26 protein-coding genes are annotated in these 24,973 nt (G+C 66.2%); 19 read left to right on the top strand and 7 right to left on the bottom strand.

What is annotated here, in order from left to right; all coding sequences use genetic code 11:
• Positions 1-173: 173 nt before the first annotated feature.
• Positions 174-1,013, bottom strand: a complete 840-nt coding sequence (locus VH499_RS07735) for a DMT family transporter (protein WP_332052126.1) — start codon at positions 1,011-1,013, stop codon at positions 174-176.
• Between the two features lie 100 nt (positions 1,014-1,113).
• Here VH499_RS07735 and VH499_RS07730 point away from each other — a divergent pair, with 100 nt between their 5' ends.
• A complete protein-coding gene (locus tag VH499_RS07730; protein ID WP_332052125.1) occupies positions 1,114-1,566 on the top strand; it encodes a CHRD domain-containing protein in 453 nt (150 codons plus the stop codon).
• Here VH499_RS07730 and VH499_RS07725 read toward each other — a convergent pair whose 3' ends face one another.
• The 5 genes from VH499_RS07725 to gpt form a co-directional block, all read right to left on the bottom strand.
• Complete coding sequence (locus VH499_RS07725; RefSeq protein ID WP_332052124.1) at positions 1,567-2,391, bottom strand: amidohydrolase family protein; 825 nt, start codon at positions 2,389-2,391, stop codon at positions 1,567-1,569.
• A gap of 10 nt (positions 2,392-2,401) precedes the next feature.
• Positions 2,402-3,427 (bottom strand): aldo/keto reductase, encoded by a 1,026-nt coding sequence (locus tag VH499_RS07720; protein WP_332052123.1) that lies wholly within the window; start codon positions 3,425-3,427, stop codon positions 2,402-2,404.
• On the bottom strand, positions 3,424-4,308 hold the full coding sequence (locus tag VH499_RS07715; protein ID WP_332052122.1) for a TauD/TfdA family dioxygenase: 885 nt from the start codon (positions 4,306-4,308) through the stop codon (positions 3,424-3,426). Before VH499_RS07715 ends, VH499_RS07720 begins: the two co-directional genes overlap by 4 nt.
• Positions 4,309-4,415: 107 nt before the next feature.
• Complete coding sequence (locus VH499_RS07710; RefSeq protein WP_332052121.1) at positions 4,416-6,452, bottom strand: bifunctional aldolase/short-chain dehydrogenase; 2,037 nt, start codon at positions 6,450-6,452, stop codon at positions 4,416-4,418.
• Positions 6,453-6,519: 67 nt separating this feature from the next.
• On the bottom strand, positions 6,520-7,020 hold the full coding sequence (gpt, locus tag VH499_RS07705) for a xanthine phosphoribosyltransferase (RefSeq protein ID WP_332052120.1): 501 nt from the start codon (positions 7,018-7,020) through the stop codon (positions 6,520-6,522).
• A gap of 123 nt (positions 7,021-7,143) precedes the next feature.
• Here gpt and VH499_RS07700 point away from each other — a divergent pair, with 123 nt between their 5' ends.
• From VH499_RS07700 to VH499_RS07630, 15 genes are all read left to right on the top strand, one after another.
• Positions 7,144-7,899, top strand: a complete 756-nt coding sequence (locus tag VH499_RS07700) for a TerC family protein (protein WP_332052119.1) — start codon at positions 7,144-7,146, stop codon at positions 7,897-7,899.
• A 53-nt stretch (positions 7,900-7,952) separates the two neighbouring features.
• Entirely contained in the window at positions 7,953-8,585 is a 633-nt protein-coding gene (locus VH499_RS07695) for a YjbE family putative metal transport protein (protein WP_332052118.1), read from the top strand.
• 22 nt (positions 8,586-8,607) lie between these two features.
• Positions 8,608-9,807 carry a deoxyguanosinetriphosphate triphosphohydrolase gene (locus VH499_RS07690; protein WP_332052117.1) on the top strand — a complete coding sequence of 400 codons (1,200 nt, stop codon included), beginning with the start codon at positions 8,608-8,610 and terminating at the stop codon, positions 9,805-9,807.
• A gap of 69 nt (positions 9,808-9,876) precedes the next feature.
• Positions 9,877-11,619, top strand: coding sequence for an arginine--tRNA ligase (gene argS / locus VH499_RS07685; protein ID WP_332052116.1), 1,743 nt, complete (start codon positions 9,877-9,879; stop codon positions 11,617-11,619).
• A gap of 186 nt (positions 11,620-11,805) precedes the next feature.
• Positions 11,806-12,579 carry an SPOR domain-containing protein gene (locus tag VH499_RS07680; protein ID WP_332052115.1) on the top strand — a complete coding sequence of 258 codons (774 nt, stop codon included), beginning with the start codon at positions 11,806-11,808 and terminating at the stop codon, positions 12,577-12,579.
• Positions 12,580-12,660: 81 nt separating this feature from the next.
• Positions 12,661-13,692, top strand: coding sequence for a beta-N-acetylhexosaminidase (gene nagZ / locus VH499_RS07675; RefSeq protein WP_332052114.1), 1,032 nt, complete (start codon positions 12,661-12,663; stop codon positions 13,690-13,692).
• 54 nt (positions 13,693-13,746) lie between these two features.
• Positions 13,747-14,565 carry a ScpA family protein gene (locus tag VH499_RS07670; RefSeq protein WP_332052113.1) on the top strand — a complete coding sequence of 273 codons (819 nt, stop codon included), beginning with the start codon at positions 13,747-13,749 and terminating at the stop codon, positions 14,563-14,565.
• Entirely contained in the window at positions 14,558-15,241 is a 684-nt protein-coding gene (gene scpB / locus VH499_RS07665; RefSeq protein ID WP_332052112.1) for an SMC-Scp complex subunit ScpB, read from the top strand. The genes VH499_RS07670 and scpB overlap by 8 nt, the downstream gene beginning before the upstream one ends.
• Positions 15,242-15,376: 135 nt before the next feature.
• A complete protein-coding gene (locus tag VH499_RS07660; RefSeq protein WP_332052111.1) occupies positions 15,377-15,631 on the top strand; it encodes a twin-arginine translocase TatA/TatE family subunit in 255 nt (84 codons plus the stop codon).
• Positions 15,632-15,660: 29 nt separating this feature from the next.
• Complete coding sequence (gene tatB / locus VH499_RS07655; protein ID WP_332052110.1) at positions 15,661-16,131, top strand: Sec-independent protein translocase protein TatB; 471 nt, start codon at positions 15,661-15,663, stop codon at positions 16,129-16,131.
• Positions 16,132-16,199: 68 nt separating this feature from the next.
• Positions 16,200-16,976: a twin-arginine translocase subunit TatC gene (gene tatC, locus VH499_RS07650; RefSeq protein WP_332052109.1), complete on the top strand. Its 777-nt coding sequence runs from the start codon at positions 16,200-16,202 to the stop codon at positions 16,974-16,976.
• A gap of 2 nt (positions 16,977-16,978) precedes the next feature.
• Positions 16,979-18,265, top strand: a complete 1,287-nt coding sequence (gene serS, locus VH499_RS07645) for a serine--tRNA ligase (RefSeq protein WP_332052108.1) — start codon at positions 16,979-16,981, stop codon at positions 18,263-18,265.
• Entirely contained in the window at positions 18,262-19,044 is a 783-nt protein-coding gene (gene surE / locus VH499_RS07640; RefSeq protein ID WP_332052107.1) for a 5'/3'-nucleotidase SurE, read from the top strand. Before serS ends, surE begins: the two co-directional genes overlap by 4 nt.
• 16 nt (positions 19,045-19,060) lie before the next feature.
• Positions 19,061-19,708 (top strand): protein-L-isoaspartate(D-aspartate) O-methyltransferase, encoded by a 648-nt coding sequence (locus VH499_RS07635; protein WP_332052106.1) that lies wholly within the window; start codon positions 19,061-19,063, stop codon positions 19,706-19,708.
• A 62-nt stretch (positions 19,709-19,770) separates the two neighbouring features.
• Positions 19,771-20,676: a M23 family metallopeptidase gene (locus VH499_RS07630; protein WP_332052105.1), complete on the top strand. Its 906-nt coding sequence runs from the start codon at positions 19,771-19,773 to the stop codon at positions 20,674-20,676.
• A 26-nt stretch (positions 20,677-20,702) separates the two neighbouring features.
• Here the strand turns inward: VH499_RS07630 and VH499_RS07625 are convergent, their stop codons facing one another.
• Positions 20,703-21,038 (bottom strand): DUF1491 family protein, encoded by a 336-nt coding sequence (locus tag VH499_RS07625; RefSeq protein ID WP_332052104.1) that lies wholly within the window; start codon positions 21,036-21,038, stop codon positions 20,703-20,705.
• A gap of 70 nt (positions 21,039-21,108) precedes the next feature.
• Between VH499_RS07625 and VH499_RS07620 the strand changes: the two genes are divergently transcribed.
• The 3 genes from VH499_RS07620 to VH499_RS07610 are packed head-to-tail and all read left to right on the top strand — an operon-like array spanning position 21,109 to position 24,935.
• Complete coding sequence (locus tag VH499_RS07620) at positions 21,109-22,911, top strand: ABC-F family ATP-binding cassette domain-containing protein (RefSeq protein ID WP_332052103.1); 1,803 nt, start codon at positions 21,109-21,111, stop codon at positions 22,909-22,911.
• A gap of 51 nt (positions 22,912-22,962) precedes the next feature.
• Positions 22,963-24,546 carry a peptide chain release factor 3 gene (locus VH499_RS07615; RefSeq protein ID WP_332052102.1) on the top strand — a complete coding sequence of 528 codons (1,584 nt, stop codon included), beginning with the start codon at positions 22,963-22,965 and terminating at the stop codon, positions 24,544-24,546.
• 41 nt (positions 24,547-24,587) lie between these two features.
• Positions 24,588-24,935 (top strand): RidA family protein, encoded by a 348-nt coding sequence (locus tag VH499_RS07610; RefSeq protein ID WP_332052101.1) that lies wholly within the window; start codon positions 24,588-24,590, stop codon positions 24,933-24,935.
• Positions 24,936-24,973 lie beyond the last annotated feature (38 nt).

Raw genomic sequence — 24,973 nt, 5'->3', positions numbered from 1 at the left:
CCTCCTCGCATGATCTTCCTCCCGCCCGTCAGTGGCCGACAAGCGGCCAAATCCGCAGATCGAAGGCGGGGCGACGCGACCGGGCCCGTCGGTCGCGGCACGATCGGCCGATGTGGAAGATCGTGCAAGAGAGGCGGTTATCCTGGTATCAGGAGAACCGGCGTCGCGCGGCATCAGCTTCGGCGCAGGATGACGAGCGCGATACCGCCCAGAATGGCGACCGACGCGACCAGCAAGCGGAGCGACATCTGCTCGCCCAGCAGCAGGACACCGCCCAGCGCCGCCAACGCCGGCACACTGAGCTGGATGGTCGCGGCCGAAGCCGCCTTGAAGGCGGGCAGGGCGGCATACCACAGCACATAGCCGAGGCCGGACGTTATGGCCCCGGAAGCGATCGCGTAGACAACACCCATCGTGTCGGAGCTCGTCTGTGCCACGGCCGCTAGGCTCAAGGCCGCCGTGAGCGGCACCGCGCGCAGAAAATTTCCCGCGGTCGCTGCCACCGGGTCCGTCAGGCCGCGACCAAGCAGGGAGTAGACGCCCCATGCGGCGCCCGCGGCGAGCATCAAGGCCGCGCTCGCGAGTGGCGGTGCGGCGAGGCCCGGCAGGAGGAGCCCGACGAGACCGGCGAGGGCGACGAGCAGTCCCAGCCACTGCGCGCCGCGCAGGCGCTCGCCGGTCGCGAGGCCGTAGCCTAGCATCGTGAGCTGGACGGCGCCGAACAGGAGCAGGGCGCCGGTAGCGGCGGTGAGCTGGCGATAGGCGAAGGAGAAGGTGACGGCGTAGGCAAAGAGCATAGCCGCCGCTCGCCAGTTCCCTCCGGCCCAGGGACGGTGGCCGCGCCCGATCATGAGGGCGGCGAGCAGCACCGCGCCCGAGATCAGTCGGATGGAGGTGAAGGTCGCTGCATCGATCGCCGTGTCACGCAAGGCGATGCGGCAGAGGAGCGAATTGCTGGCGAAGGCGAGCATCGCGAGAATTGTCAGGGATGCGATGCGCAGCGGATTTGGCATGCAGGGCACGTCCTACCACGGATCGAGACGGACATCGCCTAAGGTTGTCCCATGGTCGTCCTTCAGTGCACCATCGGATCCACCATAGAAGGTCCCCTCAATGAAACGTCTCGCTGCCCACCTGCTGTTCGCCGCGGCCCTGCTGCTGCCGGGCGGCTGCATGTCCTATATGAGCGAACCTGCGGGTTCGAACGTCACCCTTGGCGCCACGCTCAGCGGCGCGGCCGAAACGCCGCCCAACAGCAGCACGGCGGGCGGAAATCTCACGGCGCAGTATTCGACCGTGACGCATATCCTCAAATGGCGACTGGTGGTGAATGGCCTTGGCGCGCCGATCACGCGTGCAGCCTTCCATGGACCCGACGCTATGGGCACTGAACGGGCGCTGGTGCCGCTCAATCCGCCGTTCGACGGCACCATGCATACCGGCGGGGCAACGCTTACCGAACAGCAGGCTGCCGACCTTCTGGCCGGCCGCTGGTATATCGACGTACGGACCGAGAAATACCCGGCCGGCGAAATTCGCGGAGTCGTGACGCGAACGGCGCGCTGATCAGAACTTGTAGTCCCAGCCGATCCAGCGGCAGAGCCCACGGCCCATGACCTTCTCGAGATCGGAGCCTTTGAGCCAGGGCAGCTCCTCGGTGAAGAAGGTGACGCACTGGCGGTAGCTGCACGGCATGCGGGTGATATCGGTGCCCCAGAAGAAACGGTCGGGTCCGAAGGCGTCGAAGATGCGACGCAACCTGTCATGCAGGTTGCGGAACGGGTAGGGCTGTGTCGAGTAGCCCGGCGCGCCGGTCGCCTTGATCGCGACATTGGGCAGGCTGGCGAGCGACAGCAATTCGGCGAGATTGCCAAAAGCAGCCTCGTCCTTTTCCAGGCGCAACAAGCCACAATGATCGATGATCAGCCGGAGCGCGGGATGGGTCTCGGCGATGCGGCGGAACCGGGGCATGAACAGCCCGCCCATCATCGCCACCGGCAGGCCGGCCTTCTCCGCCGCGGGCCAGATCCAGTCGAGCTTGCCTTCGTGCAGCAGCCGCTGCTCGTCGGGATAGAGGAGGGCCCAGCGTAGGCCCTTCATGCCGGGCTGCTGGCGCCAAGCCGGCATCAGGCTGGCGTTGGCAGGGTCCTGCGGCGGAAATTGGCCCATCACCGCGAAGCGGTCGGGATATTTCTTCGCCGCCTCGATCGCCAGCGCGTTCGAATCCGGATCCCAGCTCGCAGGCGGATGGATCAGCGCGGCGTCGACGCCTGCTTCGTCCATCTCTTGCAGGAGCTCCTCAGCCGTGAATTTCGCAACCTTCCGATGCGCGCCCGTCGGCGGCTTGATCGTCCGGCCCCAGATATGGACCTGCGCGTCGATGATCTTCATGGAAGCTGTCCTAGTTCGGCGTCGGCGCGTCGATATCGAGCAGTTTCTCGCCCTTGAGCTCGCTCCAGAGGCCGGCCGGGATCCTGACCTTCATGCGTTCGACGTTCTGCGTCACCTCACCGGTGCTTAGTGCGCCCGGAATCACCGAGCAGAGCGCGGGATGGAACAGCGGGAATTGCAAGGCCGCCGCGCCCAGCTCGACCCCATGGCGCCTGCACACCGCCTCGATCTTCTGAGCCTTCTCGATCAGCGGCGCGGCGGCCGGCACATAGTCGTGCGTGGCGCCCGGCTTCACGCCGCCGGTCAGGATGCCGGAATTGTAGGGTCCGCCCAGGATCACCGACACGCCGCGCTTGACGCACTCCGGCAGGAACTCGTGCAGTGCACCCTGCTCCAGCAGCGTGTACCGGCCGGCCAGCAGCATGCAGTCGAAATCACCAGCCTGGATGAAGCGCAGGCTCGTGTCGGCCTCGTTGATGCCGACGCCGATCGCACCGATGATGCCGGCGCGGCGCAACTCGTCGAGCGCGCGAAAGCCCGAGTCCATGACTGTCTTGAAGCGATGATCAAGGATGTCGCGGTCCTTGATCGTCCAGAAGTCGACATCGTGCACCAGTGCGATGTCGATTCTTGCCAGCCCCAGTCTCAAATGTGAGTGCTCGAGCGAGCGCATGATCCCGTCGTAGGTGTAGTCGAATTCCGGCACGAAGCCCGGCAGGCCGTTCTCACGGAAATCGGGTGGCGGACGTTCGCCGGGCCCGAGCACATGCATGACGCGGCCGATCTTGGTCGAAAGGACGTAATCGCCGCGCGGCTTCTCGCGCAGCGCCGCGCCCATGCGCAATTCGCTGCGGCCGTAGCCGTAAAAGGGCGAGGTGTCGAAGTAGCGCACACCGGCATCGAAAGCCGCATTCGTCAGCGCGATCGCCTCCGCATCGGTGATCGAGGCCCGAAACCCGCCCATCGGCGCGCCGCCCAACCCCAATGTCGTGACTTCGAGTCTGGTCTTGCCGATCCGGCGCTTGAGCAGGGTCATGCCGCCTCCTGCTCGGCCGTCGGGCCGTCGCTGCGCGTGGTGGTCCGGCGCATGTCGCGCACCACGTGGAGATCGTCGAAACGGCGGACGCGGTGCATCGTCGCGCGGTTGTCCCAGATCGCGAGGTCGTACTGGGTCCAGCGGTGCGAATAGACGAATTCACGTTGCGTCGCATGCTCGATCAGGTCGCGGATGAAGGCCATTGCCTCCGGGCGCGGCCAGCCGACGATGGTGCCGATATGCGAGGCGAGGAACAGGGACTTGCGGCCCGTGACAGGATGCGTGCGCACCAGCCGCTGGCGGACGGGCTTCATCGCCACGCGCTCGTCGGGCAGGAACTCGGTGAACCCCAACTGGCCGCGCGAATAGATCAGTGAATGCTCGCAGACGAGATTCTCGATCTCGGCTTTGGTCCTGGCGTCGAGCGCATCGTAGGCCGCGCGCATGTCGGCGAATTCGGTGTTGCCGCCCTCGGACGTGACGACGCGGCCGCTCAGGATCGAGTACCGGGCCGGCACGGCACGGAAAGAGGCATCGGTATGCCACAGACGGTTGGCGAGGGCGGCCATGCGCTTCTTGTTGTCGCGGGCGGCGACGCGGCCCTCCTTGTCGAGGTTGGAGACGTCGGCGAACACGACCGGCAGCCGCAGCTCCGAATCGCGCGCGCCCGAGTTCGCGCCGTCCTCGAGCGGGCCGAAGTTGCGCGTGAAGGCAAGTTGCTGCGCGTCCGTGATGTCCTGGTCGGGCAGAACCAGGACCGCATGCCTGTCCATAGCCCGTTCGATCGCCGCGATCTCTGTCGACGAAAGCGGCTCGCGCGCGTCGATACCTGTCATGCGCGCGCCGATATGTTGCGCCAGCGGACGAACCTCGATCGGCACTTGCTTCTCCTTACGGTTTTCCGGACCGCGGGCATCGTGGCCGCTCACGATCATGAGCGGGCCGGAGCCTCGCAGTCCAGAAGAGCATGAACGCCCGGCGTGCAGCCCTATCGCAGAGCGGCCGCGATGTTGCCGCCATCGACGGTGATCACCGCACCGGTGGTCTTGGTGGCCTTGGCGAGCGAGACGAAAGCCTGCGCCACGTCGTCGGCCGTCACTTCGAGGCCGAGCAGGTTGCCGCCCATGTAGTCTGCCTCGCTCACCCCGCGGGCCTTCGAGCGCTGGGCGATCATGTCGTCGGTCAGCAGGCCCGTGCGGATGCGGTCGGCGTTCACGGCATTGGAGCGGATACCGTCGGCGCCATGATCGAGGGCGTACTGACGGCTCAGAAACAACGTTGCCGCTTTGGGCAGCCCGTATGGCCCGAAGTCGGGGCCGGGGTTCACTGCCTGCTTGGAAGTATTGAACAGCAGGCAGCCGCCCAGACCCTGTGCCTTCATGATTCGTACGGCGTTCTGCGCCACACTCTGGTGCGCCCAGAAATTGAGCTCGAAGCTCTGACGCAGGACCGCGTCGTCGACATCGCCGATCTTGCCTTGCCAGGCGGCACCCGCATTGGACACCACGATGTCGACGCCGCCATAGGTCGCGGCAACTTCGTCAAAGGCAGCCTGCACGTCCGTGGGCCGGGTAACGTCGCAGGCGATGGCGAAACCCCTGACCTTCGACACGTCGCGGTCGAGCACGATCACTTCCGCCCCGTCGCGCGCGAAGGCCTGGGCCGTCGCCGCGCCGATGCCGGAGCCGCCGCCGGTGACGACGACGATGCGGCGTGCGAGCGGCTTCTCGGCGGCGGCGCCCAACTTGGCCTGCTCGAGCGACCAGTACTCGATGTCGAAAATGTCCGGCTCGGGAATGCTCTGATAGGTGCCGAGCCGCTCGGCGTCGGCGATCACCTCGACCGTGGTCTCGGCAAGATCGGCCGCGATCCTGGCGTCCTTCGAGCCGTTGCCGACGCCGAACAGGCCGACGCCGGGCACGAGCACGACACGCGGAATCGGATCGAGCTCCTTCTTGGGCGGCGTCTGCTTGGCGTTGTGGCGGGCGAAATAGGCGCGATAGTCTGCAATGTACCTGTCGAGCGCCTTTCGGGCCTCGGCCTTGAAACTGTCGAGCTTTCCGGCCGCAGGCGCCGGCAACATCAGTGGTGTCGGCTTGGTGCGAATAGCATGGTCGGGCGTCACCGGGCCCTGCTGGCTGTAGCGTCCGACTTCCTGGCCGCCCACGAAGGCGAGGATTTCCGGGCTGGTGCGGAACTCGAACACAAAACGCCGGGCGGCTTCCCGTCCGCCGCTCTTCGCGGCAATCGACAGCAGGCCGCGCAGGATCGGCGCCACCTCTGCCGCCGCGGCGGGTTTCGTGGGAAGCGACGCGGCCGGGAAGATCCGGCGCGTGGCCCTGGCGAGCCGCTGCTCGGCGAGCGTCACCAGATCGATCATGCGCCGATAGGCTTCTTCGGCCGTCGCGCCCATCGAGAAGATGCCGTGCTTCAGCAGGATCAGGCCCTCGACATCGGGATTTGCCCGGCTCACTTCGGCCGCCTTCTTGGCGAGCGCGAAGCCCGGCATGATGTAGGGCACCAGCGCTGCCCGCTTGCCGAACAGATCGGCGGCCAGCGCGTCGCCGTCCGGCTGGTCGGTAAGGGCGAGCACGGCGTTGGAGTGCGTGTGATCGATGAACTTGTGCGGCAGGAAGGCGTGCAGAAGCGTCTCGACCGACGGGTTGGGTGATTTGCTGTCGAGGAGGTTGCAGCGCTGGATGTTGACCATTTCCTCGTCGCTGAGGGCGGGAAGATCGATCAGCCCGCCGAGCGGCGCGAGCCGCACCGCCGGCAGGCCGGGCGCCTCGATCGTTCCCATGTCCCAGCCGCTGCCCTTCACGCACAGCACTTCGACCGGTGCGCCGGTGACGTCGGCGACCATCGTCTTGACCGAAGTGTTGCCGCCGCCATGCAGCACCAGCCTGGGTTCGCCGCCGAGCAGGCGCGTCGTGTATACGCGCAGCGCGAGGTCCTCGCCGATGCCCTTCGCCGCGTGATGCGCGATCGCCGTCCTGGCGTCGCTGGGGGACCAGAGGTTCTTCATGGGGGGACACTACCACGCGTGCGCCGATCGAGCCGACGGGACCCTGAATATTCGCGCCACGTGATCGCTACTGCCCGGATTTCATCTCGACAATCGTCTTGGCCATCACTGCCTCCTGGTCCCAGGGGAACAGGATCCAGGTATCCTGGCTTACTTCCGTGATGTAGCTGTCGACCTCCGGCCGGCCGGCCGGCTTGGCGTAGACCGTGGCGAAATGCGCATCGGGCAGAAGGGCGCGCACGGCGCGGGCAGTGACGCCTGTATCGACCAGGTCGTCGACGATCAGCCATCCCTTGCCCTTGTCCTGCTCGGCCGTCGTCCCTTTCAGGAGCTCTACCCTGGCGCCGCGCGCCATGCGATCGTAGGTCGAGCAGCAGACCGTGTCGATCAGGCGCAGATTGAGCTCGCGGGCGACGATGGCCGCGGGCACCAGGCCGCCGCGCGTGATCGTCACCAGGCCCTTGAAAGGGCCGAGATCGGCCAGCCGCCAGGCCAGCGCGCGCGCGTCGCGGTGCAACTCCGTCCACGACACGGGAAACATCTTGTTGTAGCCGCCGGCGCTTGCCATGCGATCTCACTTTCGCGCGCCCGGATAGTCCGGACTGCGTTCCGGCGCAAGCATTCCGTGGCGAGCCCTGGGGTTTACAGGGTCGGTCTGCCCGTTATGGTGCCGCGCCGCGGAGGAAATCGCATGGTCTTCGTAGTACCCGACCTGTCTTCGGCCGTGTTCTGGGCCGCGCTATGGAAGATCATCGTCGCGAATATCATCCTTTCCGGCGACAACGCAGTGGTCATCGCGATGGCCTGCCATAACTTGTCGGACCGATATCGCAAGCCCGCCATTCTGTTCGGCAGCGCCGGCGCGATTGGGCTGCGCATCGTCTTTTGCGCTGTCATCGGCCTGCTGCTCGCTGTGCCCTACCTGAAGCTGGTGGGAGGTGCGCTGCTGCTTTGGATCGGGATCAAGCTGCTCATCGAGGAAGACGAGGAGGCCAAGATCAAGGCCCACGACAACATTTGGGCCGCGATCTGGACGATCATCGTCGCCGATGCCGTGATGAGCCTCGACAATGCCATTGCCATTGCCGCCGCCGCGAAGGGCGACTTCACGCTGATCGTGATCGGCCTTGTCATCTCCATCCCCATCATCGTCCTGGGTGCGACCCTGATCTCGCGTGTGCTGGATCGGTTCCCGTGGCTCGGATTGGTCGGCGCGGGCCTGATCGGCTGGATCGCGGGCGAGGTCATGGCCGGCGAGGGCAGGCTCGATCAGACCGACGCCAGCGGCCGGCTGATCGAGGTCGTGAGGTCGGGCACGATAGCGGACTGGCTGGACCGCACGGTCCCGCATGCAGAAACGGTTGCCGGCGCGTTGGGCGCCGGTCTGGTTCTCGTTGCCGGCCTGTCTCTCGCTCGCCTCCACGGTCGCCGTGCCGAGAAGAACTGATCGGAGCGTTGTGGAACGATGTTTTTCGGACCGTGTTGCGGACGGGGTGATCGATGGAAGCGCTTGGGTTCCAACTGACTGCCGGTGCGCTGCCGGCCCTGCTTCAGGTGGTGCTGATCGATCTCGTGATGTCGGGCGACAATGCCATCATCATCGCCATGGCGGTCGCCGGCCTGCCGCGGGAGAACCGGGGCAGGATCATCTTCTGGGGCGTGGCCGGCGCGACTTTGCTGCGCGTCGGTTTTGCGCTGATCACGACCCAGCTTCTTGCGATCGTCGGTCTGACCCTGGCCGGTGGCCTGCTGCTGCTGTGGGTTGCCTGGCGCATGTATCGCGAACTGCGCATGAAGACCCGCCATGCCGCCGGCGAGTTGCCCGCTGAAGGCGTCCGGACTTCCCCAAAGTCAGCCGGCCAGGCAATGTTCCAGATCATCCTGGCCGACATCTCCATGTCGCTCGACAACGTGCTCGCCGTGGCGGGCGCGGCACGGGACCACAAGGCCGTGTTGTGGCTGGGGCTCGCACTCTCGGTCGTTCTGATGGCCGTCGCCTCCAATTTCATTGCCCGCATTCTCGATCGCTACCATTGGGTGGCGTGGCTCGGCTTCGCGATTGTGGTCTATGTCGCGCTCGACATGATCTGGGCAGGCACGCACGAGGTTGTTGCTGCCACCGGGAAAGCGTAAACAGGCCGCCGACGGAGGAGTCTTGGCTGTAGATCGGGCCGAGGAGTTGTGGCGACACCAGGCGCTCGCGCCCCACGCCACCTTGCCGTGGGAAAGCCGCGGCCGTCTGCACGCCGAGCCGGAGGCGCCGACCCGCAGCCCATTCCAGCGCGACCGCGACCGCATCATCCATTCGACGGCGTTCAGGCGGCTGAAGCACAAGACCCAGGTCTTCGTCTATCACGAGGGTGATCACTACCGCACGCGCCTCACCCACTCGCTCGAGGTGGCGCAGATCGCACGCACCATCTGCCGGACGCTGCGCTTCGACGAGGATCTCGGCGAGGCGGTGGCCCTCGCCCACGATCTCGGTCACACGCCATTCGGCCATGCCGGCGAGGAAGCGCTGCATGCGGCAATGAAGCCGTTCGGCGGCTTCGACCACAATGCCCAGACGCTCCGCATCCTGACCAAGCTCGAGGAGCGCTATGCCGAGTTCAATGGTCTCAACCTCACCTGGGAGACGCTCGAAGGGGCAGTGAAGCACAACGGTCCGCTCCTGCGGGATGGCCGGACGCTCGACGATCTGCCGGCCGCGATCGTCGAATATTGCCGCGACCACGATCTCGAGCTTGGCGGTCATGCCGGGCCGGAGGCGCAGGTGGCGGCGCTCTCCGACGACATCGCCTACAACAATCACGACATTGACGACGGCCTGCGCGCCGGCCTGTTCGAGATCGCCGACCTCAAGGAGCTGCCGCTTGTGGGCGACATGTTCACGCTGGTGGAGAAAACCTACCCCGGGCTTGCTCACTCACGGCTGATCCACGAGGCGATACGGCGCATGATCAATGCCATGGTTGAGGACGTATTGGCGGAGACGCGGCTGCGGCTTGCCGACGCGCGTCCGCGATCGGTGGCGGACATCCGTGCCCTGGGACGGCCAATCATCGCCTTTTCCGATGCAATGGCCGCCAACGACCGCATTATCAAGGCGTTTCTCTACAAGCGCATGTATGAGCACTGGCACCTGAACCGCTCGCATTCCAAGGCACGTCGCGTGGTGCTGGACCTGTTCGGACTCCTGTTCGCCGAGCCCAACTGCCTGCCGCCGCCGTGGCGCGAGCGCGCCGAGGCGGCGGGGCGGCCCGCCCGCGCGCGCATCGTGGCCGACTACATTGCCGGCATGACCGACCGCTACGCGCTCGACGAGCACAAGCGGTTGTTCGACCTCTATCAATAGTTCGCCCCGGCGTTCCGGTCGTTCCACGCCGGGTGACAAACCCGTTCGATTGGGCAATACCCGCGCTTGATGAATCCGTACCGTCATTTCGTCGGCGAGATCGAAGCTTCACTGAGGGCCATGCAGGCGGCGGGCGAGTTGCCGGAGGGGCTCGATTTTTCTGCCATAACTGCCGAGCCGCCGCGCGATCCGGCGCACGGCGATATCGCCACCAACGCGGCCATGGTCCTGGCCAAGGTTGCGCGCAAGAAGCCGCGCGACATCGCCGAAGTGTTGCTCGTCCGATTGAAGGCCAATCCCGATGTGGTCGACGCTGCGACGGCGGGGCCTGGCTTCATCAACCTGAAGCTGCGTGACGGCTTCTGGCGCGAGCGGCTGCGCGACTGTCTCGACGCGGGACTCGCTTACGGTGATTCACGAGTAGGCGAGGGCCGTCGCGTCAACGTCGAGTACGTGTCGGCCAACCCGACCGGTCCGCTGCACGTGGCGCACGCGCGCGGCGCCGTCGTGGGCGATGCGCTCGCCAATTTGCTCCTGAAGGCGGGCTACAATGTCACCAAGGAATACTACATCAACGACGCCGGGGCCCAGGTCGATACCCTCGGCCGGTCGACCTACCTCCGCTACCGGGAAGCGCTGGGCGAGGACATCGGCGCCATCCCCGACGGTCTCTACCCCGGCGAATACCTGAAGGAGGTCGGGACAGCGATCGCCAGGCGCGACGGTGCGCGCTGGATCGGCAAGCCCGAGGCCGATTGGCTGCCTGAAATGCGCAGTTTTGCGATCGATACCTTGATGGCCGACATCAAGTGCGACCTCGAGACGCTCGGCGTCCGGATCGACGTCTATTCATCCGAGCGCGCGCTGGTGCAAAGCGGGGCCGTCGATCGCGCCTTCGAGGAACTGAAGCGGCAGGGCTTGATCTACCAGGGCCGACTCGAACCGCCCAAGGGCCAGAAGCCGGACGACTGGGAGGATCGCGAGCAGACCCTCTTCCGGGCCACGAAGTTTGGTGACGAGGTTGACCGGCCGCTCAAGAAGTCCGACGGCGGGTGGACCTACTTCGCCAACGACATCGCCTACCACCACGACAAGTTCCGGCGCGGCTTCGCCGACATGATCGACATCTGGGGCGCCGACCACGGCGGCTACGTGAAGCGCCTGAAGGCGGCCGTCAGCGCAATCACCGGCGGTCGGGGCGAACTCGATGTGAAGCTCTGTCAGCTCGTTCGGGTGATGCGCAATGGCGAGTTGGTCCGTATGTCCAAACGGGCGGGGACTTTCGTTACCCTGCGCGATCTACTCGACGAGGTGGGCCCGGACGTCGTGCGATTCACCATGCTGACCCGCAAGAACGACGCTCCGTTCGATTTCGACCTGGCCAAGGCCACGGAACAATCGCGGGAGAACCCGGTCTGGTACGTACAATACGGTCATGCCCGCAGCCGGTCGGTGATGCGGCAGGCGAGCGCCGCGGGCATCTCGGTCGCGGGCCTGGACAGCGTTCCGCTCGACCGTCTCGGCGACGCCGGCGAGCTCGCCCTCGTCCGGTTGATCGCCCAATGGCCCCGCCAGGTCGAAGCGGCCGCGGCTGCGCACGAGCCCCATCGCATTGCCTTCTATCTCTACGACCTCGCGGCCGCATTCCACGCCCACTGGAACCGCGGACGGGACGAGCCCGCGCTGCGCTTCGTGGTCGAGAGCGATCCAGAGCTTAGCCGGGCCCGTCTCGCCTTGGTACAGGCCGTGGGAATTGTGATAGGATCGGGTCTCAAGATCTTCGGCGTCACACCCGTCGAGGAAATGAGATAAGGAATGCACATTCGCCGGCCCCCCTCCGGCGACGGACCACGCATCTACCGACCGAATGAGTCGGTTGCGGTACGGCTGGACCCGCCGGCCCGCCCCGTCGCCTACGAACCCGATTCGATCCCGCCGCCGCCGCGGGACTCACTTCTCGCGCGCGTCAACCGTCGGCGCAGCCAGATACTCACCCTCATGGTTTCGACCGCAGCCATCGCAAGCTTCGGCTCCGTCGTCTGGTGGGCGCACAATCAGGACGTACGGGCCGGCGGCAAGGGCCTGGAACCCCTGGTCATCCAACCGCCGGATACCCCCGCCCGGTCCAAACCGGACAATGCCGGCGGCTACGTGCCGCCTGACCAGGACAAGGAAGTCTACAACCGCATCGCACCCGGCGCCGTTCCCGTGCAACCGGAGAAGCTGTTGCCCGGGCCGACGGTGCCTCATCTGCCGGCAAAGGGCCAGCCAGTGCCGCTGTCGACCAAGCCGGTCGATGGCGATGCCAGGGGCGCAGCCGGCAGCCAGTCCGCGTCGACGACGCCTTCGAACGGTTCGCTGCCCGCAGCGACGACCGGTCCTGCACCATCTCCAGCCGCCGCGGCGGGCACTCCGCCACTGCCGGCCAATCAGCCGACGGTTACCCAGGCGCCCTCGACCACGCCCACCGAGACCGGGCCCAGCATCGCGAGCCTGATCGAAAATCTGTCGGGGCCGAGCGGCGGCTGGCGCATTCAGATCGCATCGGTCAAGACCGAGGACATCGCGAAGTCGACGTGGGCCCGGCTGCAGGCGGCCCATGGCGATGTGCTCGCCAGCCTGCGGATGCAGCCCACGCGCGTGGATCTCGGCGACAAAGGCGTCTGGTATCGTGTCCAGGCTGGCCCGCTCGACGAGAAGCAGGCGCAAAACGTCTGCAGCGCGCTGCGCAGCCGCCACGCCGACTGCGTGGTCGTTCCGCCGTCACGATGACTGTCCGGTGGGGGCGCGCCACTCCGGTGGCCCGATCATAACCGTGCGGAAACGCGCGGCCACCGTCGCGCGGGTCGAGCCATGAGCGCGCCACGCGCAACAATTCTCGGCTGCAGCGGAGCCGATCTCACGGTCGACGAGCGCGCCTTTTTTCGCGACGCCGACCCGCTGGGCTTCATCCTTTTCTCCCGCAATATCGATACGCCGGAGCGCGCCCGCCGGCTGGTCGACGAATTGCGGACCTGCGTGGGACGCGCCGAGGCTCCGGTTCTCGTCGATCAGGAAGGCGGACGGGTCGCCCGTCTCAGGCCGCCGCATTGGCGCAAGGCGCCTCCGGCCCAAGTCCTGGGCGCCCTCTACGAGCGTGATCCGGACCGGGGGCTGGAGGCGACGCGGCTCAACTCGCGGCTATTGGCGGCCGACGTCGCATCGATCGGCTGTGATGTCGATTGCCTGCCTGTGCTCGATATCGCCTTTGTCGAGGCCCACGACGTGATTGGTGATCGCGCTTATGGAGCCACAGCCGGAACCGTCGCTGCGCTGGGCCGTGCCGCGGCCGAAGGGCTCATGGCCCAAGGCGTCATGCCGGTGATCAAGCATGTTCCCGGCCACGGTCGGGCGGCCGTCGATTCTCATCACAGTCTCCCTCGGGTGGAGGCGACACGAGAGGCTCTCGAAAGTCAGGACTTTCTCCCCTTCAAGCTTCTGTCCGACCTTCCCTGGGCGATGACAGCCCATGTGCTCTATACCGCGATCGATGCCGAGGCGGCGTTCACGGTTTCAGCACGGGGCGTGCAGGACGTCGTGCGGCGCCATATCGGGTTCGATGGCCTCTTGCTGTCGGATGACCTGTCAATGCGGGCGCTCGGCGGTTCCATCGGCGAACGGGCGGCATCCGCACTCGGCGCTGGGTGCGATATTGCGCTGCACTGCAATGGCCAGATGGACGAGATGTGCCAGATCGCAAGCGAAGTGGGCGCGATGGGCCCGGCAAGCCTGCGGCGGTTCGAGGCGGGCCGGTCTCAGCTGGCCCGACAGCGCAGCCCGCTCGACGCGACCGGACTGGCCGACGCCAAGGAAAGGATGTCCCGGCTTCTGCCGGAATGGGGATAAGGCCGGTCAAATCCAGTGGCGGTAGCCGCCGCGGCTGGATTAAACCGGGCTTGCATGAATGAACCCACCAACCCTCCCGCAGCGGACGGCTTTGCCGCCGCGGGACCCGACGTCATCGCGCCGGGCGAGGGCGAGTTGATCGTCAATCTCGAGGGCTTCGAAGGCCCGCTCGATCTGCTGCTGATGCTGGCGCGTGACCAAAAGGTCGACTTGCGCCGCATTTCGATGGTGGCGCTGGTCGATCAGTACCTGGCCCACGTTGCGCAGGCGCGCCGGTTGCGTCTGGAGCTTGCCGCCGACTACCTCGTGATGGCGGCATGGCTCGCTTATCTGAAGTCGCGCCTGTTGCTCCCGGAGCCGCCCGCCGGCGAGGAGCCTTCCGGGCAGGAAATGGCCGACGCTCTGCAATGGCAGTTGCGGCGTCTCGAAGCGATGCAGGAGGCGGGTGTGCGCCTGATGGCGCGGCCTCAGCTCGGCAAGGACATCTTCGCGCGCGGTCAGCCCGAGGGCGTGGTCGTAGTGCGTCGCGCCGTCTGGGACGTGAAGCTCTACGACCTGTTGTCGGCGTATGGCACCCAGGTGCGGCCCAAGGACGCCGATACCTATCAGATCGAGCCAATGCAGTTCTTCTCGGTGGAGGAAGCGGCGGCGCGTCTGGAGCGGATGCTGGGCATCGCCATCGATTGGCAGACGCTCGAGGCTTTCCTGCCGGCAGGCCTGACCGATCCGGCACGCCGGCGCTCGGCGCTCGCCTCGACCTTCGTCGCCGGCCTGCAGCTCGCCAAGGACGGCCAGATCGAACTTCGCCAGACCGAGCGGTTCGGCCCCATTCAATTGCGCAAACGTAGCGACCGCGGTGACGACGATGCCTGAGAGTGAAACCCCGGACGTGGCCGGCGCCAACGTCACCGACGTCATCTCGCCCGAGCATGCGCAGCATCTGCGTCTCCTGGAGGCTCTGATCTTTGCCGGAACGCAGGCGCTCGACGAAAAGGAGTTGGCCGAGCGCCTGCCCAACGACGCCGACGTATCGCGGCTCCTGACCGATCTTGCCGACCTCTATGCCGCCCGCGGGGTCAATCTCGTGAAAGTCGCCGGCGGCTACGCTTTTCGCACGGCGCCCGATCTTTCGGAGAAGCTCAAGATCGAAAAGCCGGTCACGCGCAAACTGTCGCGGGCATCGATCGAGACACTCGCCATCATCGCCTATCACCAGCCCGTGACGCGGACCGAGATCGAGCAGGTGCGGGGCGTGGGGCTCAGCAAAGGCACGCTCGACCTCCTGTTCGAGCAGAACTGGATCAGGCCGATGGGGCGCCGCCGCGCGCCCGGCAAGCCGGTGACATGGGGCACGACCGATTTCTTCCTGGAGCATTTCGGGTTGGCCAGCCTCGACGATCTCCCCGGCCACGAGGAAATGAAGGCGGCAGGGCTCTTGGACCCGCGCGCTCAGCCCCCCATATTCAGGGCAGAAGAGCCCGATCTGCCACTGGAAGCGCCCGAGGAAGAGAACGACGAGCCGCTGGCGGCAGAGGAACAGGGAAGCTGAAGGGGATCGCTGAACGCGGCGTCGCCGGAGGTTCTTGGGCCGCAATACGGCCTTATTAGACCTGTTGCCGGGCCTTCTGGGCGGGTGCGATAATCCCTCCCGAGCGATCGCACACAATTCTGGGAGCATTTTGATATGGGTAGCTTCAGCATCTGGCACTGGTTGATCGTGCTGGCCGTTGTGCTGCTGTTGTTTGGTGGTCGCGGCAAGGTCTCGCAGCTGATGGGCGACTTCGGCAAGGGTCTCCAGGCCTTCAAGAAGGGCGTAGGCACGCAGGACGAGACCCAGACCGCGGCCGGCCAGCCCGGCGACACCGCCAAGCCGATCTCGGCCCAGGCCACGACCTCGCAGCCAAACCAGGTCCATCAGGACACGGCTGCCAAGGTCTGAGCGCACGAGTTTCGCCGCGACGTTCGTCCATGTTCGGCATCGACAGTCCCGAGCTGCTGGTCATCGCGATCGTGGCACTGGTCGTGATCGGCCCGAAGGAGCTGCCGGGCCTGTTGCGCACCTGGGGCAGATGGATGGCCCAGATGCGCGGGATGGCGGCGGAATTCCGCGGCCACGTCGACGAGATGGTGCGGCAGTCCGAACTGGACGAAGTCAAGAAGCAGCTCGAATCGGCGCAGGACGGTCTCGACCTGAAGTCGCTCGATCCGACCAAGCAGATCCGCGGCGCCATCGAGGACGGCATGGCCGAGGGCGAGAAGGCGATGGCCGACGCCAAGGCGGCGCTCGACAATTCGCTGGCGGAGCCCGAGTCGGCGCCGCAGATCGCCGCGGAGCCGCAGATCGCGGCCGCAGCCGAGACCGCGTCGGTCGAAGCAACTCCCGCGATCGCCGAGACGAAGCCGGTCGAGGAAAGGCCTGCCAAGGCGGCGGCCGAATAGGCCAAATAGAACTTTGAATTGCAGGCCAAAGGGCGGCATAACGCGCCACCTACTCTGACCGCTCTACCTTGACCCAGGCGCACGACGGACCCGAAGACGACAAGCCGATGCCGCTGCTCGATCATCTGATCGAGCTGCGCAAGCGTCTGATCTATGCGCTGATCAGCTTCTTCGCGGTCTTCTTCGTTACGTTCTATTTCGCCAAGCCGATCTTCTCGTTCCTGATCGAGCCGGCCAAGCACGAAGGCTACCGGCTCATCGTGCTCGATATCTTCGAGTTCTTCTTCGTCACGGTGAAGCTGTCGGGCTTCGTGGCCCTGATCGTGGGTTTCCCGCTGATCGCCACCCAGATCTGGCTGTTCGTCGCCCCCGGCCTCTACCGGCAGGAGAAGCGCGCGTTCCTGCCGTTCCTGATTGCGACGCCGTTCATGTTCTATGCCGGATGCGCGATCATGTACTACGTCGTGCTGCCGTACGTGATCAACTTCATGCTCACGCAATACGCGCCGCCCGACATCGAAAAGACTCTGCGGTCGTCCGACTATCTGCAGCGTGTGTTGCAGCTCGTCTTCGCCTTCGGTTTCGCCTTCGAGATGCCGGTGCTGCTGACCCTGCTCATCCGCGTGGGCATCCTGACCACTGCGTCCCTCAAGGCCAAACGGCGCTACGCGATCGTGCTCTGTTTCATCGTTTCCGCCATCCTGGCGCCGCCCGACGTGGTCAGCCAGCTGGCGCTGGCCGCGCCGCTGCTCGCCTTTTACGAGATTAGCATCCTGATCGGTGGCTGGATCGAGAAGAAGCGCGAGGATCAGGACGAGAAAGCCGAGGAAGCGGCGAGTAGCTGAGCATGCACGACATACGCTTCATCCGGGAGAATCCGGCCGCGTTCGATGCCGGCCTGAGAAAGAGGAAGCTGGCGCCGCTGTCGGCCGAGCTGCTGGACATCGACCGGCGTCGCCGCGCCGCCATCTCCGCGAGCGAAGCGGCGCAGGCCAGGCGCAAGGCCCTCAGCCGGCAGATCGGCGTCGCCAAGGCCAAGGGCGAGCCGGCGGAGGCGCTGATGGCGGAAGTTGCGGCGCTCGAAACCTCCCTGAAGGAGGGCGAGACGGAGGCGGCGGCGCTCGATGCCGAGCTGACGCACAGGCTCGAGGTGCTGCCCAATCTGCCGTTCGACGACGTGCCCGACGGTGCGGACGAGACCGGGAATGTCGAGATCCGCCGCGTCGGCAGCCAGCGCAATTTCGGCTTTGCGCCCAAGGATCACGTTGCTCTGGGCGAGGCGACCGGCGAGATGGACTTCGCCGCCGCGGCCAAGATGTCGGGCGCGCGGTTCGTCGTTCTGAAGAAGCACCTGGCGCGGCTCGAGCGGGCGCTGGCGCAGCTCATGCTCGATCTGCACACAAGCGAGGAGGGCGGCTATACCGAAGTCGATCCGCCCTTCCTGGTGCGCGACAAGGCGGCCTATGGCGTGGGCCAGCTGCCGCGCTTCGCGGAGGACATGTTCCACACCGACAATGGCTTCTGGTTGATCCCGACCGCCGAGGTGCCGCTTACCAACCTGGTGAACGACATGGTGCTGGAGGAGAAGCAGCTACCGCTCCGCTACACGGCCTGGACGCCATGTTTCCGCTCGGAAGCCGGCGCTGCGGGCAAGGACACGCGCGGCATGATCCGCCAGCATCAATTTCCCAAGGTCGAGCTGGTGAGCATTACGACGCCCGAGCAGTCGCTCACCGAGCACGAGCGCATGACCGGCCGGGCCGAAGAGGTGTTGAAGCGGCTCGGTCTGCCGTTCCGCACCATCGTGCTGTGCGGGGGCGATATGGGGCCGGCTTCGCGCAAGACGTACGACATCGAGGTCTGGCTGCCGGGCCAGGCCGCCTACCGCGAGATCTCGAGCTGCTCCAATTGCGGCGACTACCAGGCACGCCGCATGAACGCGCGATATCGTCCGAAGGAGGGCAAGGGCACGCGCTTCGTGCATACGCTGAACGGCTCCGGTCTTGCCGTCGGCCGTACCCTGATCGCGGTCCTGGAGAACTACCAGAATGAGGATGGTTCGGTGACGATTCCCGAGGTGTTGCGCTCCTATATGGGCGGCGTCGCGGCCATCCCGGCGCCTGCCGCAAAGTGACGCCGACCGAACTCGCCAAGGCCCGCATCCTCGTCACCAACGACGACGGCATCCATGCACCGGGCCTCGACGCACTCGCCGAGATCGCCGGCGAGCTGTCGAGCGACGTGTGGATCGTGGCGCCGGAATTCAACCAGAGCGGCGCCGGGCATTCGCTCTCCATCAACCATCCGATCCGCGCGCGGCAGGTGAACGAGACCAAGTTTGCCGTCGAAGGCACGCCGACCGACTGCGTGCTGTTTGCCGTCAAGCATCTTCTCAAGGACCGCAAGCCCGCAGTCGTGCTCTCGGGCGTCAATCGCGGGACCAACCTGGCCGACGACGTGACCTATTCAGGCACCATCGCCGGCGCCATGGAGGGTTGTCTCCTGGGCATTCCCTCGATCGCCTTCAGCCAGGCCTTCGCGCATCCCCATCCGGTGAAATGGGGCACGGCAACGCATTACGGCGCCGACGTGGCCCGGCGGGCGCTGGCGACGGACTGGCCGCGCAACGTGCTCGTGAACGTGAACTTTCCCGATGTGGTGGCGGCGTCGGTGAAGGGCATCAAGGTGACGCGGCAGGGTATGCGCGCCTTCGGCAGCTCGATCGTCGAGCGCATCGATCCACGCGGCACCGCCTACTACTGGAATGCCTACAGTCCGGGCGAGCATGAGGTCGACGAGGACGGTGACGTATCCGCTATCCGCGCCGGCTATGTCTCGGTGACGCCGCTTCATCTCGACCTCACCCACGAGGCGACGCGCCGCAAGCTCGCGGCGCAGTTCGACCAGGCCTGACCGGGGCGCGGGCGCGATGAACGTTCCCGCCATGCAACGCCTGCTCGCCGAGCTGCGCCAGTCGGGCATCTCGGACGAGAACGTTCTGGCGGCGATCGGTGCCGTCGATCGCGAGCGCTTCGTATCGCCGGCCTTCGCCGAACGTGCCTGGGAGAACACCGCGCTGCCGATCGCCTTTGGCCAGACGATCAGCCAGCCGATGGTCGTGGCCGCCATGACCGAAGCGCTCCGGGTCGGTCCGCGCATGAAGGTCCTCGAGATCGGCACCGGCTCGGGCTACCAGGCGGCCGTGCTGGCCAAGCTGGCACGCCGCGTCTATTCGATCGAGCGCTTCAAGCCCCTCTCGAAGGAGGCCGAGCGGCTACTGATCAGTCTCGGCATCTACAACGTCGTCTGCGACGTCGGCGACGGCAGCAGGGGCTGGCCGGGGCAGGCTCCGTTCGATCGCATCATCGTCACCGCCGCAGCCGAGGAGCGGCCGCAGGCTTTGATCGATCAACTCGGTGTGGGTGGCATCCTGATCGTGCCGGTCGGACGCGATCCGACGGCGCAAGTGGTGGAGCGCATCGTCAAGAGCGAGAGCGGGCTGCAGCGCGACACCTTGATGCCGGTGCGCTTCGTGCCGCTGGTGAGCGGTCCCTTGCCTGTCCTGGGACAGGGCTGAAGCGGGGGAAAACCCGCATCGGCCCGATTCCCGCCGGAATCACAATGCAGTAGAGTAGACTCATGAACAAAGCCCTTCGCTTCCCCTCGCGATGGGCCGGCCCATGGTGGACGCTCGGCATAGCGGCCGCCCTGTCGGCTGCGCTCGGCGCCTGCTCCTCGGTGGAGAACGTCATGTATGGCGCCCGCGAGGGCACCATCGAATATCCCGGTTCAGGCGCCGGCGCGAATGCCGTGCCAAGCTACGTCGTCAAGCACAAAGACACGGTCGACAGCATCGCGCAGCGATTTGCCGTCAGCCCGCAGACGATCATCGACCGCAACAACCTGAAGCCGCCCTATGCGCTTCAGGCCGGCCAGACCATCGCGATTCCCGGAGCACGGGTAATCGAGCCGGGGACGGGCGCGTCGCCGTCGACCGAGACGGCTGCTGCCGCACCCGGTCCGCCGGCGGCCGTGAAGCGCGAAGCGCTGGCGCCGCCACCGCAAGGCGAGCCGCCGCGTTCGGCCGCGCCTGCCGCCGCGACTCCGCCTCCCGGCCAGCCGACGCCGCTCAGTCCCGCACCTTCACATGCTGCGCCGGCCACGTCGTCGTCGCGCTTCGAGTGGCCGGTTCGAGGGAAGATCGTCTCGACCTACGGGACGCATGATGGACAGAGGAACGACGGCATCGATATCGAGGCGCCCAAGGATACGGTCGTCCATGCCGCCGACTCGGGCACGGTCGTCTATGCCGGCAACGAAGTGCGCGGCATGGGTAATTTGCTGCTGGTGAGCCATAGCGGAGGCTACATCACTGCTTACGGCTTCAATGATGCGCTGCTGGTGAAAAAGGGCGACACCGTGAAAAAGGGTCAGGCAATCGCCAAAGTCGGCACGAGCGGCAGCGCGCCCGACCCGCGCCTGCACTTCGAAGTCCGTCGCGGCAACCAGACCGTCGATCCTGCGACAGTGTTGCCGGGACAATAGGTGCCGGCAGAGTCACACTGCCGGCGTCAAACGACCTTCCCCTCTAACTTGTACTGACCCTTGCGATCCTCGATCTCGACGACCCAGACATCGGGATCGCGCTCGACCTGGCGGGCGATGTAGGCGTCCGCCTCTGCCTCGGTGACCGGCGCCGGGCCGGTGCCGCGGCTCCAGGCAACCGCATCGTCCATGCTGCTGGCCTGCGTGTAGACCGTCACGCCCGCCTCGAATCGGTTGAGCTTCAACAGTACCGTCCCGACATCGGGATCGCCCCGCCGAACGACAGTCGCCGGCATGAAGGCGCGGTCGCACAGGCGAACCTGCGCCATGACCCAGAGGCCGGTCGTCAATCCCATGACCATGCGACGATCCTAACCCATCGCTGCCCTTGCCGATGGGGACAGCTTCGGCCATGACACGCCGCTTCTGCTCATGGCGCCTGCACCCCTCCTGACCCTGGCCGCCATCCGCTATCACCTGGGCGGCCAACCGATCCTCGACGGAGTCGATCTCGCGATCGCGCCCGGCGAGCGGCTGTCGCTGGTCGGCCGCAATGGCGCGGGCAAATCCACCTTGCTGCGCATCCTCGCCGGCGAGCCCATCGCTGACGGCGGTGCGCGCTTCGCCCAGCCGGGAACGACAATTGCGACCCTGCCGCAGGAACCGGATTTTGCCGGCCATGCGAGCGTTGCGCAGTACGTCGCTTCGGCCTTGCCGGATCCGCTGGGGTCATCCGACTACCGGGTCGAGGCACTGCTCGCGGAGATGAAGCTCGACGGCCGGCACGCGCCCGAGAACCTGTCAGGAGGCGAGGCGCGGCGGGCGGCGCTTGCGCGGGCGCTGGTCGCCGAGCCGGACGTGATGCTGCTTGACGAGCCCACCAATCACCTCGACCTGCCGACCATCGAATGGCTGGAGGACAAGCTCGGCAACTGGAGGCGCGCCTACGTGCTGGTGAGTCACGACCGCCGTTTCCTCGCCAATCTGACGCGGGCGGTGCTGTGGCTCGATCGCGGGATCGTGCGCCGGCTCGACAAGGGTTATGGTGCCTTCGAGGAGTGGTCGACCGAGATCCTGGAGCGCGAGGTCACGGAGCGCCACAAGCTCGACCGGCTGATCGAGCGCGAGGCCGAATGGGCGGCCAGGAGCATCCGCGCCCGCCGCACGCGCAACGAAGGTCGTCTGCGTGCACTCGCCGAGTTGCGCAAACAGCGCGGCCGGCAGATCGGGCCGGTCGGCCGGGCCGTCATCGAGACCGGGCCGGCCGAGCAATCGGGCGCGCTCGTGATCACCGCGCGCAACATCGGCAAGCGCTGGGGCGACAAGGTGATCCTCGAGAACTTCTCGACCCGCATCTTCCGGCGCGACCGCATCGGCGTGATCGGCCCCAACGGCGCGGGCAAGACGACATTGCTGCGCCTGCTGACCGGCGAGCTCGAGCCCGATACCGGTTCGGTGAAGCTCGGCGTCAATCTGACGCCGGTCGTGATCGACCAGCGCCGCGCCATGCTCGATCCGGAAAAGACGCCCTGGGAGATCCTTGCCGGCCGCAACGATCATGTCCTGGTGCGCGGCCAGCCCCGGCACGTCGTGGCCTACCTGCGTGACTATCTCTTCCGCGACGAGCAGGCGCGCCAGCCGGTGCGCACCTTGTCGGGCGGTGAGCGCAACCGGCTGCTGCTCGCCAAGGCGCTGGCCGCGCCCGCCAACATGCTGGTTCTCGACGAGCCGACCAACGATCTCGACGCCGACACCCTCGATCTCCTGCAGGAGGCGCTGGGCGATTACGATGGCACCGTCCTCCTGGTGAGCCACGACCGCGACTTCCTCGACCGGCTGGTGACCTCCACGATCGTGTTGGAAGGCGACGGCACGGCGATCGAATATGCCGGCGGCTACAGCGACTATCTCGTCCAGCGCGGACCTCGTGAGAACCCGGCGACGCCGCCGCCGCGCAGGGAGAAGGCGGCGCCCGTGCGCGAGAGCGCGCCCGCGAAGCGTCTGGGTTACAAGCGCGAGCGCGCGCTCGCGGAACTGCCCGGACGGATCGAAGCGCTGCAGGCCGAGATCTCGGCCTTGCATACCGCGATCGCCGACCCAGATCTGTACCGGCGCGATGCCGCCAGCTTCCACGCCAAATCGGCGCGTTTGACAACCGCCCAGGTCGAGCTCGACGCGGCGGAAACCGAGTGGCTGGAGCTGGCGCTTCTGCGCGAGGAGCTTGGCGGTGGTTGACGCCGCAGGCTCGCTCCGCTACCCCACGCCGCCGCCTACAGGTTCGTGAAAGTGCCCGATTCTGCCGTTTCCGCCGTGCTTGATCCTTCGCTGGCTGGTCATCCCGCCGGGCGCCGACGCACCTTCGCCATCATCTCGCATCCCGATGCCGGCAAGACCACGCTGACCGAGAAGTTGCTGCTGTTCGGCGGCGCGATCCATGTCGCGGGGGCGGTGAAGGCGCGTGGCGAGGCGCGGCGCGCGCGCTCGGACTGGATGAAGATCGAGCAGCAGCGTGGCATCTCGGTCACCACCTCGGTGATGCATTTCGAGTATGGCGGCGCGGTGTTCAACCTCCTCGACACGCCCGGCCACGAGGATTTCAGCGAGGATACCTACCGCACGCTGACCGCAGTCGATTCGGCCGTGATGGTGATCGACGCCGCCAAGGGCATCGAGGCACGCACGCGCAAGCTGTTCGAGATCTGTCGCCTCCGCAATGTGCCGATCGTCACCTTCATCAACAAGATGGACCGCGAGAGCCGCGATCCGATCGAGCTTCTGGACGAGATCGCCTCGACTCTGGCGCTCGATGTCGCCCCGATGAACTGGCCTCAGGGTTCGGGTCAGAACTTCAAGGGCACTTACGATCTCTCCCGTAATCGCATGCTCGTGTTCGACACGGCCGAACGCAGCCGCATCGGTGAGTTGATCGAGAACTACACCATCACCGATCCCGGGCTTGCTGAAGAGGTCGAGCTGGTCCGCATAGGCTATCCCCCATTCGATCTCGAGGCCTATCGCGCAGGGCATCTGACGCCGGTCTTCTTCGGCAGTGCCTACAACAATTTCGGCGTGCGCGAGCTTCTCGACGCACTGGCCGCCTGGGCGCCGCCGCCGCGCCCGCAGCCGGCTGAGCCACGTGCCATCGAGCCGACCGAGCCCAAGGTCGCGGGCTTCGTGTTCAAGGTCCAGGCCAACATGGACCCCAACCATCGCGACCGCATCGCCTTCCTGCGGCTGTGCAGCGGCAGGTTCCGGCGCGGCATGAAGCTTACGCAAATGGGTACGGGCAAGACGCTGTCGGTCAATTCACCGATCCTGTTCTTCGCCCGCGAGCGCGAGATCGTTGACGAGGCGTGGCCGGGCGACATCATCGGCGTGCCCAATCACGGCGTGCTGCGCGTGGGCGACACGCTGACGGAGGGCGAAGAGGTCAAGATCACGGGAATCCCGAACTTCGCGCCCGAAATCCTGCGCCGTGTGCGGCTCGAGGATCCGATGAAGTCCAAGCAGCTCAAGCGCGCCTTGGACGATCTTGCCGAGGAGGGTGTGACCCAGGTCTTCCGCCGGGTGATCGGCGGCGACAATATCGTCGGCGTCGTGGGGGAGTTGCAGCTCGACGTGCTCAAGACTCGGGTCGAGGCGGAATATGCGGTGAAGATCGACCTCGAAGCCGCGCCGTTCGAGACGGCGCGCTGGATCTCAGCCGAGAGCAAGGACGATCTCGAGGCCTTCATGTCGGCCAATCGCGGCGGCCTGTCGGAGGACCGCGACGGTGCGCCTGTCTTCCTGGCGCGCAACGCCTGGGAGCTGGGCTACATCGCAGAGAAGAATCCGCGGATAAAATTCTCCGACATTCGCGAACGCTCTTAGTGCTAAGGTCCGCCGTCCGCTCGGACTGAATGGAGGAACGAATGAGCGTCAAGCGCATCAACGCCGGCCCGCGCATGTCGAGCGCCGTGGTCCACGGCGATACGGTCTATCTCGCCGGCCTCACCGCCGACGATTCCAAGCTCGACGTGAAGGGCCAGACCAGGCAGATCCTCGACAAGATCGACAAGTTCCTGGCCGAAGCGGGCACCGACAAATCGAAGATCCTGTCGGCCAACATCTGGCTCACCGACATCTCGACCTGGAGCCAGATGAACGAGGTGTGGGACGCCTGGGTGGCGCCCGGCAACACGCCCGCGCGCGCCACGGTCGAGGCGAAGCTTGCCGCACCCGGCCTCAGGGTCGAGATCATGGTGCAGGCGGCGAGATAGCGCCTGTCGTCTCAAGGGGAAAGGGCCGGCAATCGCCG

The organism is Reyranella sp., from assembly GCF_036558665.1.
Classification (GTDB): domain Bacteria; phylum Pseudomonadota; class Alphaproteobacteria; order Reyranellales; family Reyranellaceae; genus Reyranella.
The sequence above is the reverse complement of the archived record's forward strand: the minus strand, read 5'-3'. Positions and strand labels throughout refer to the sequence as shown.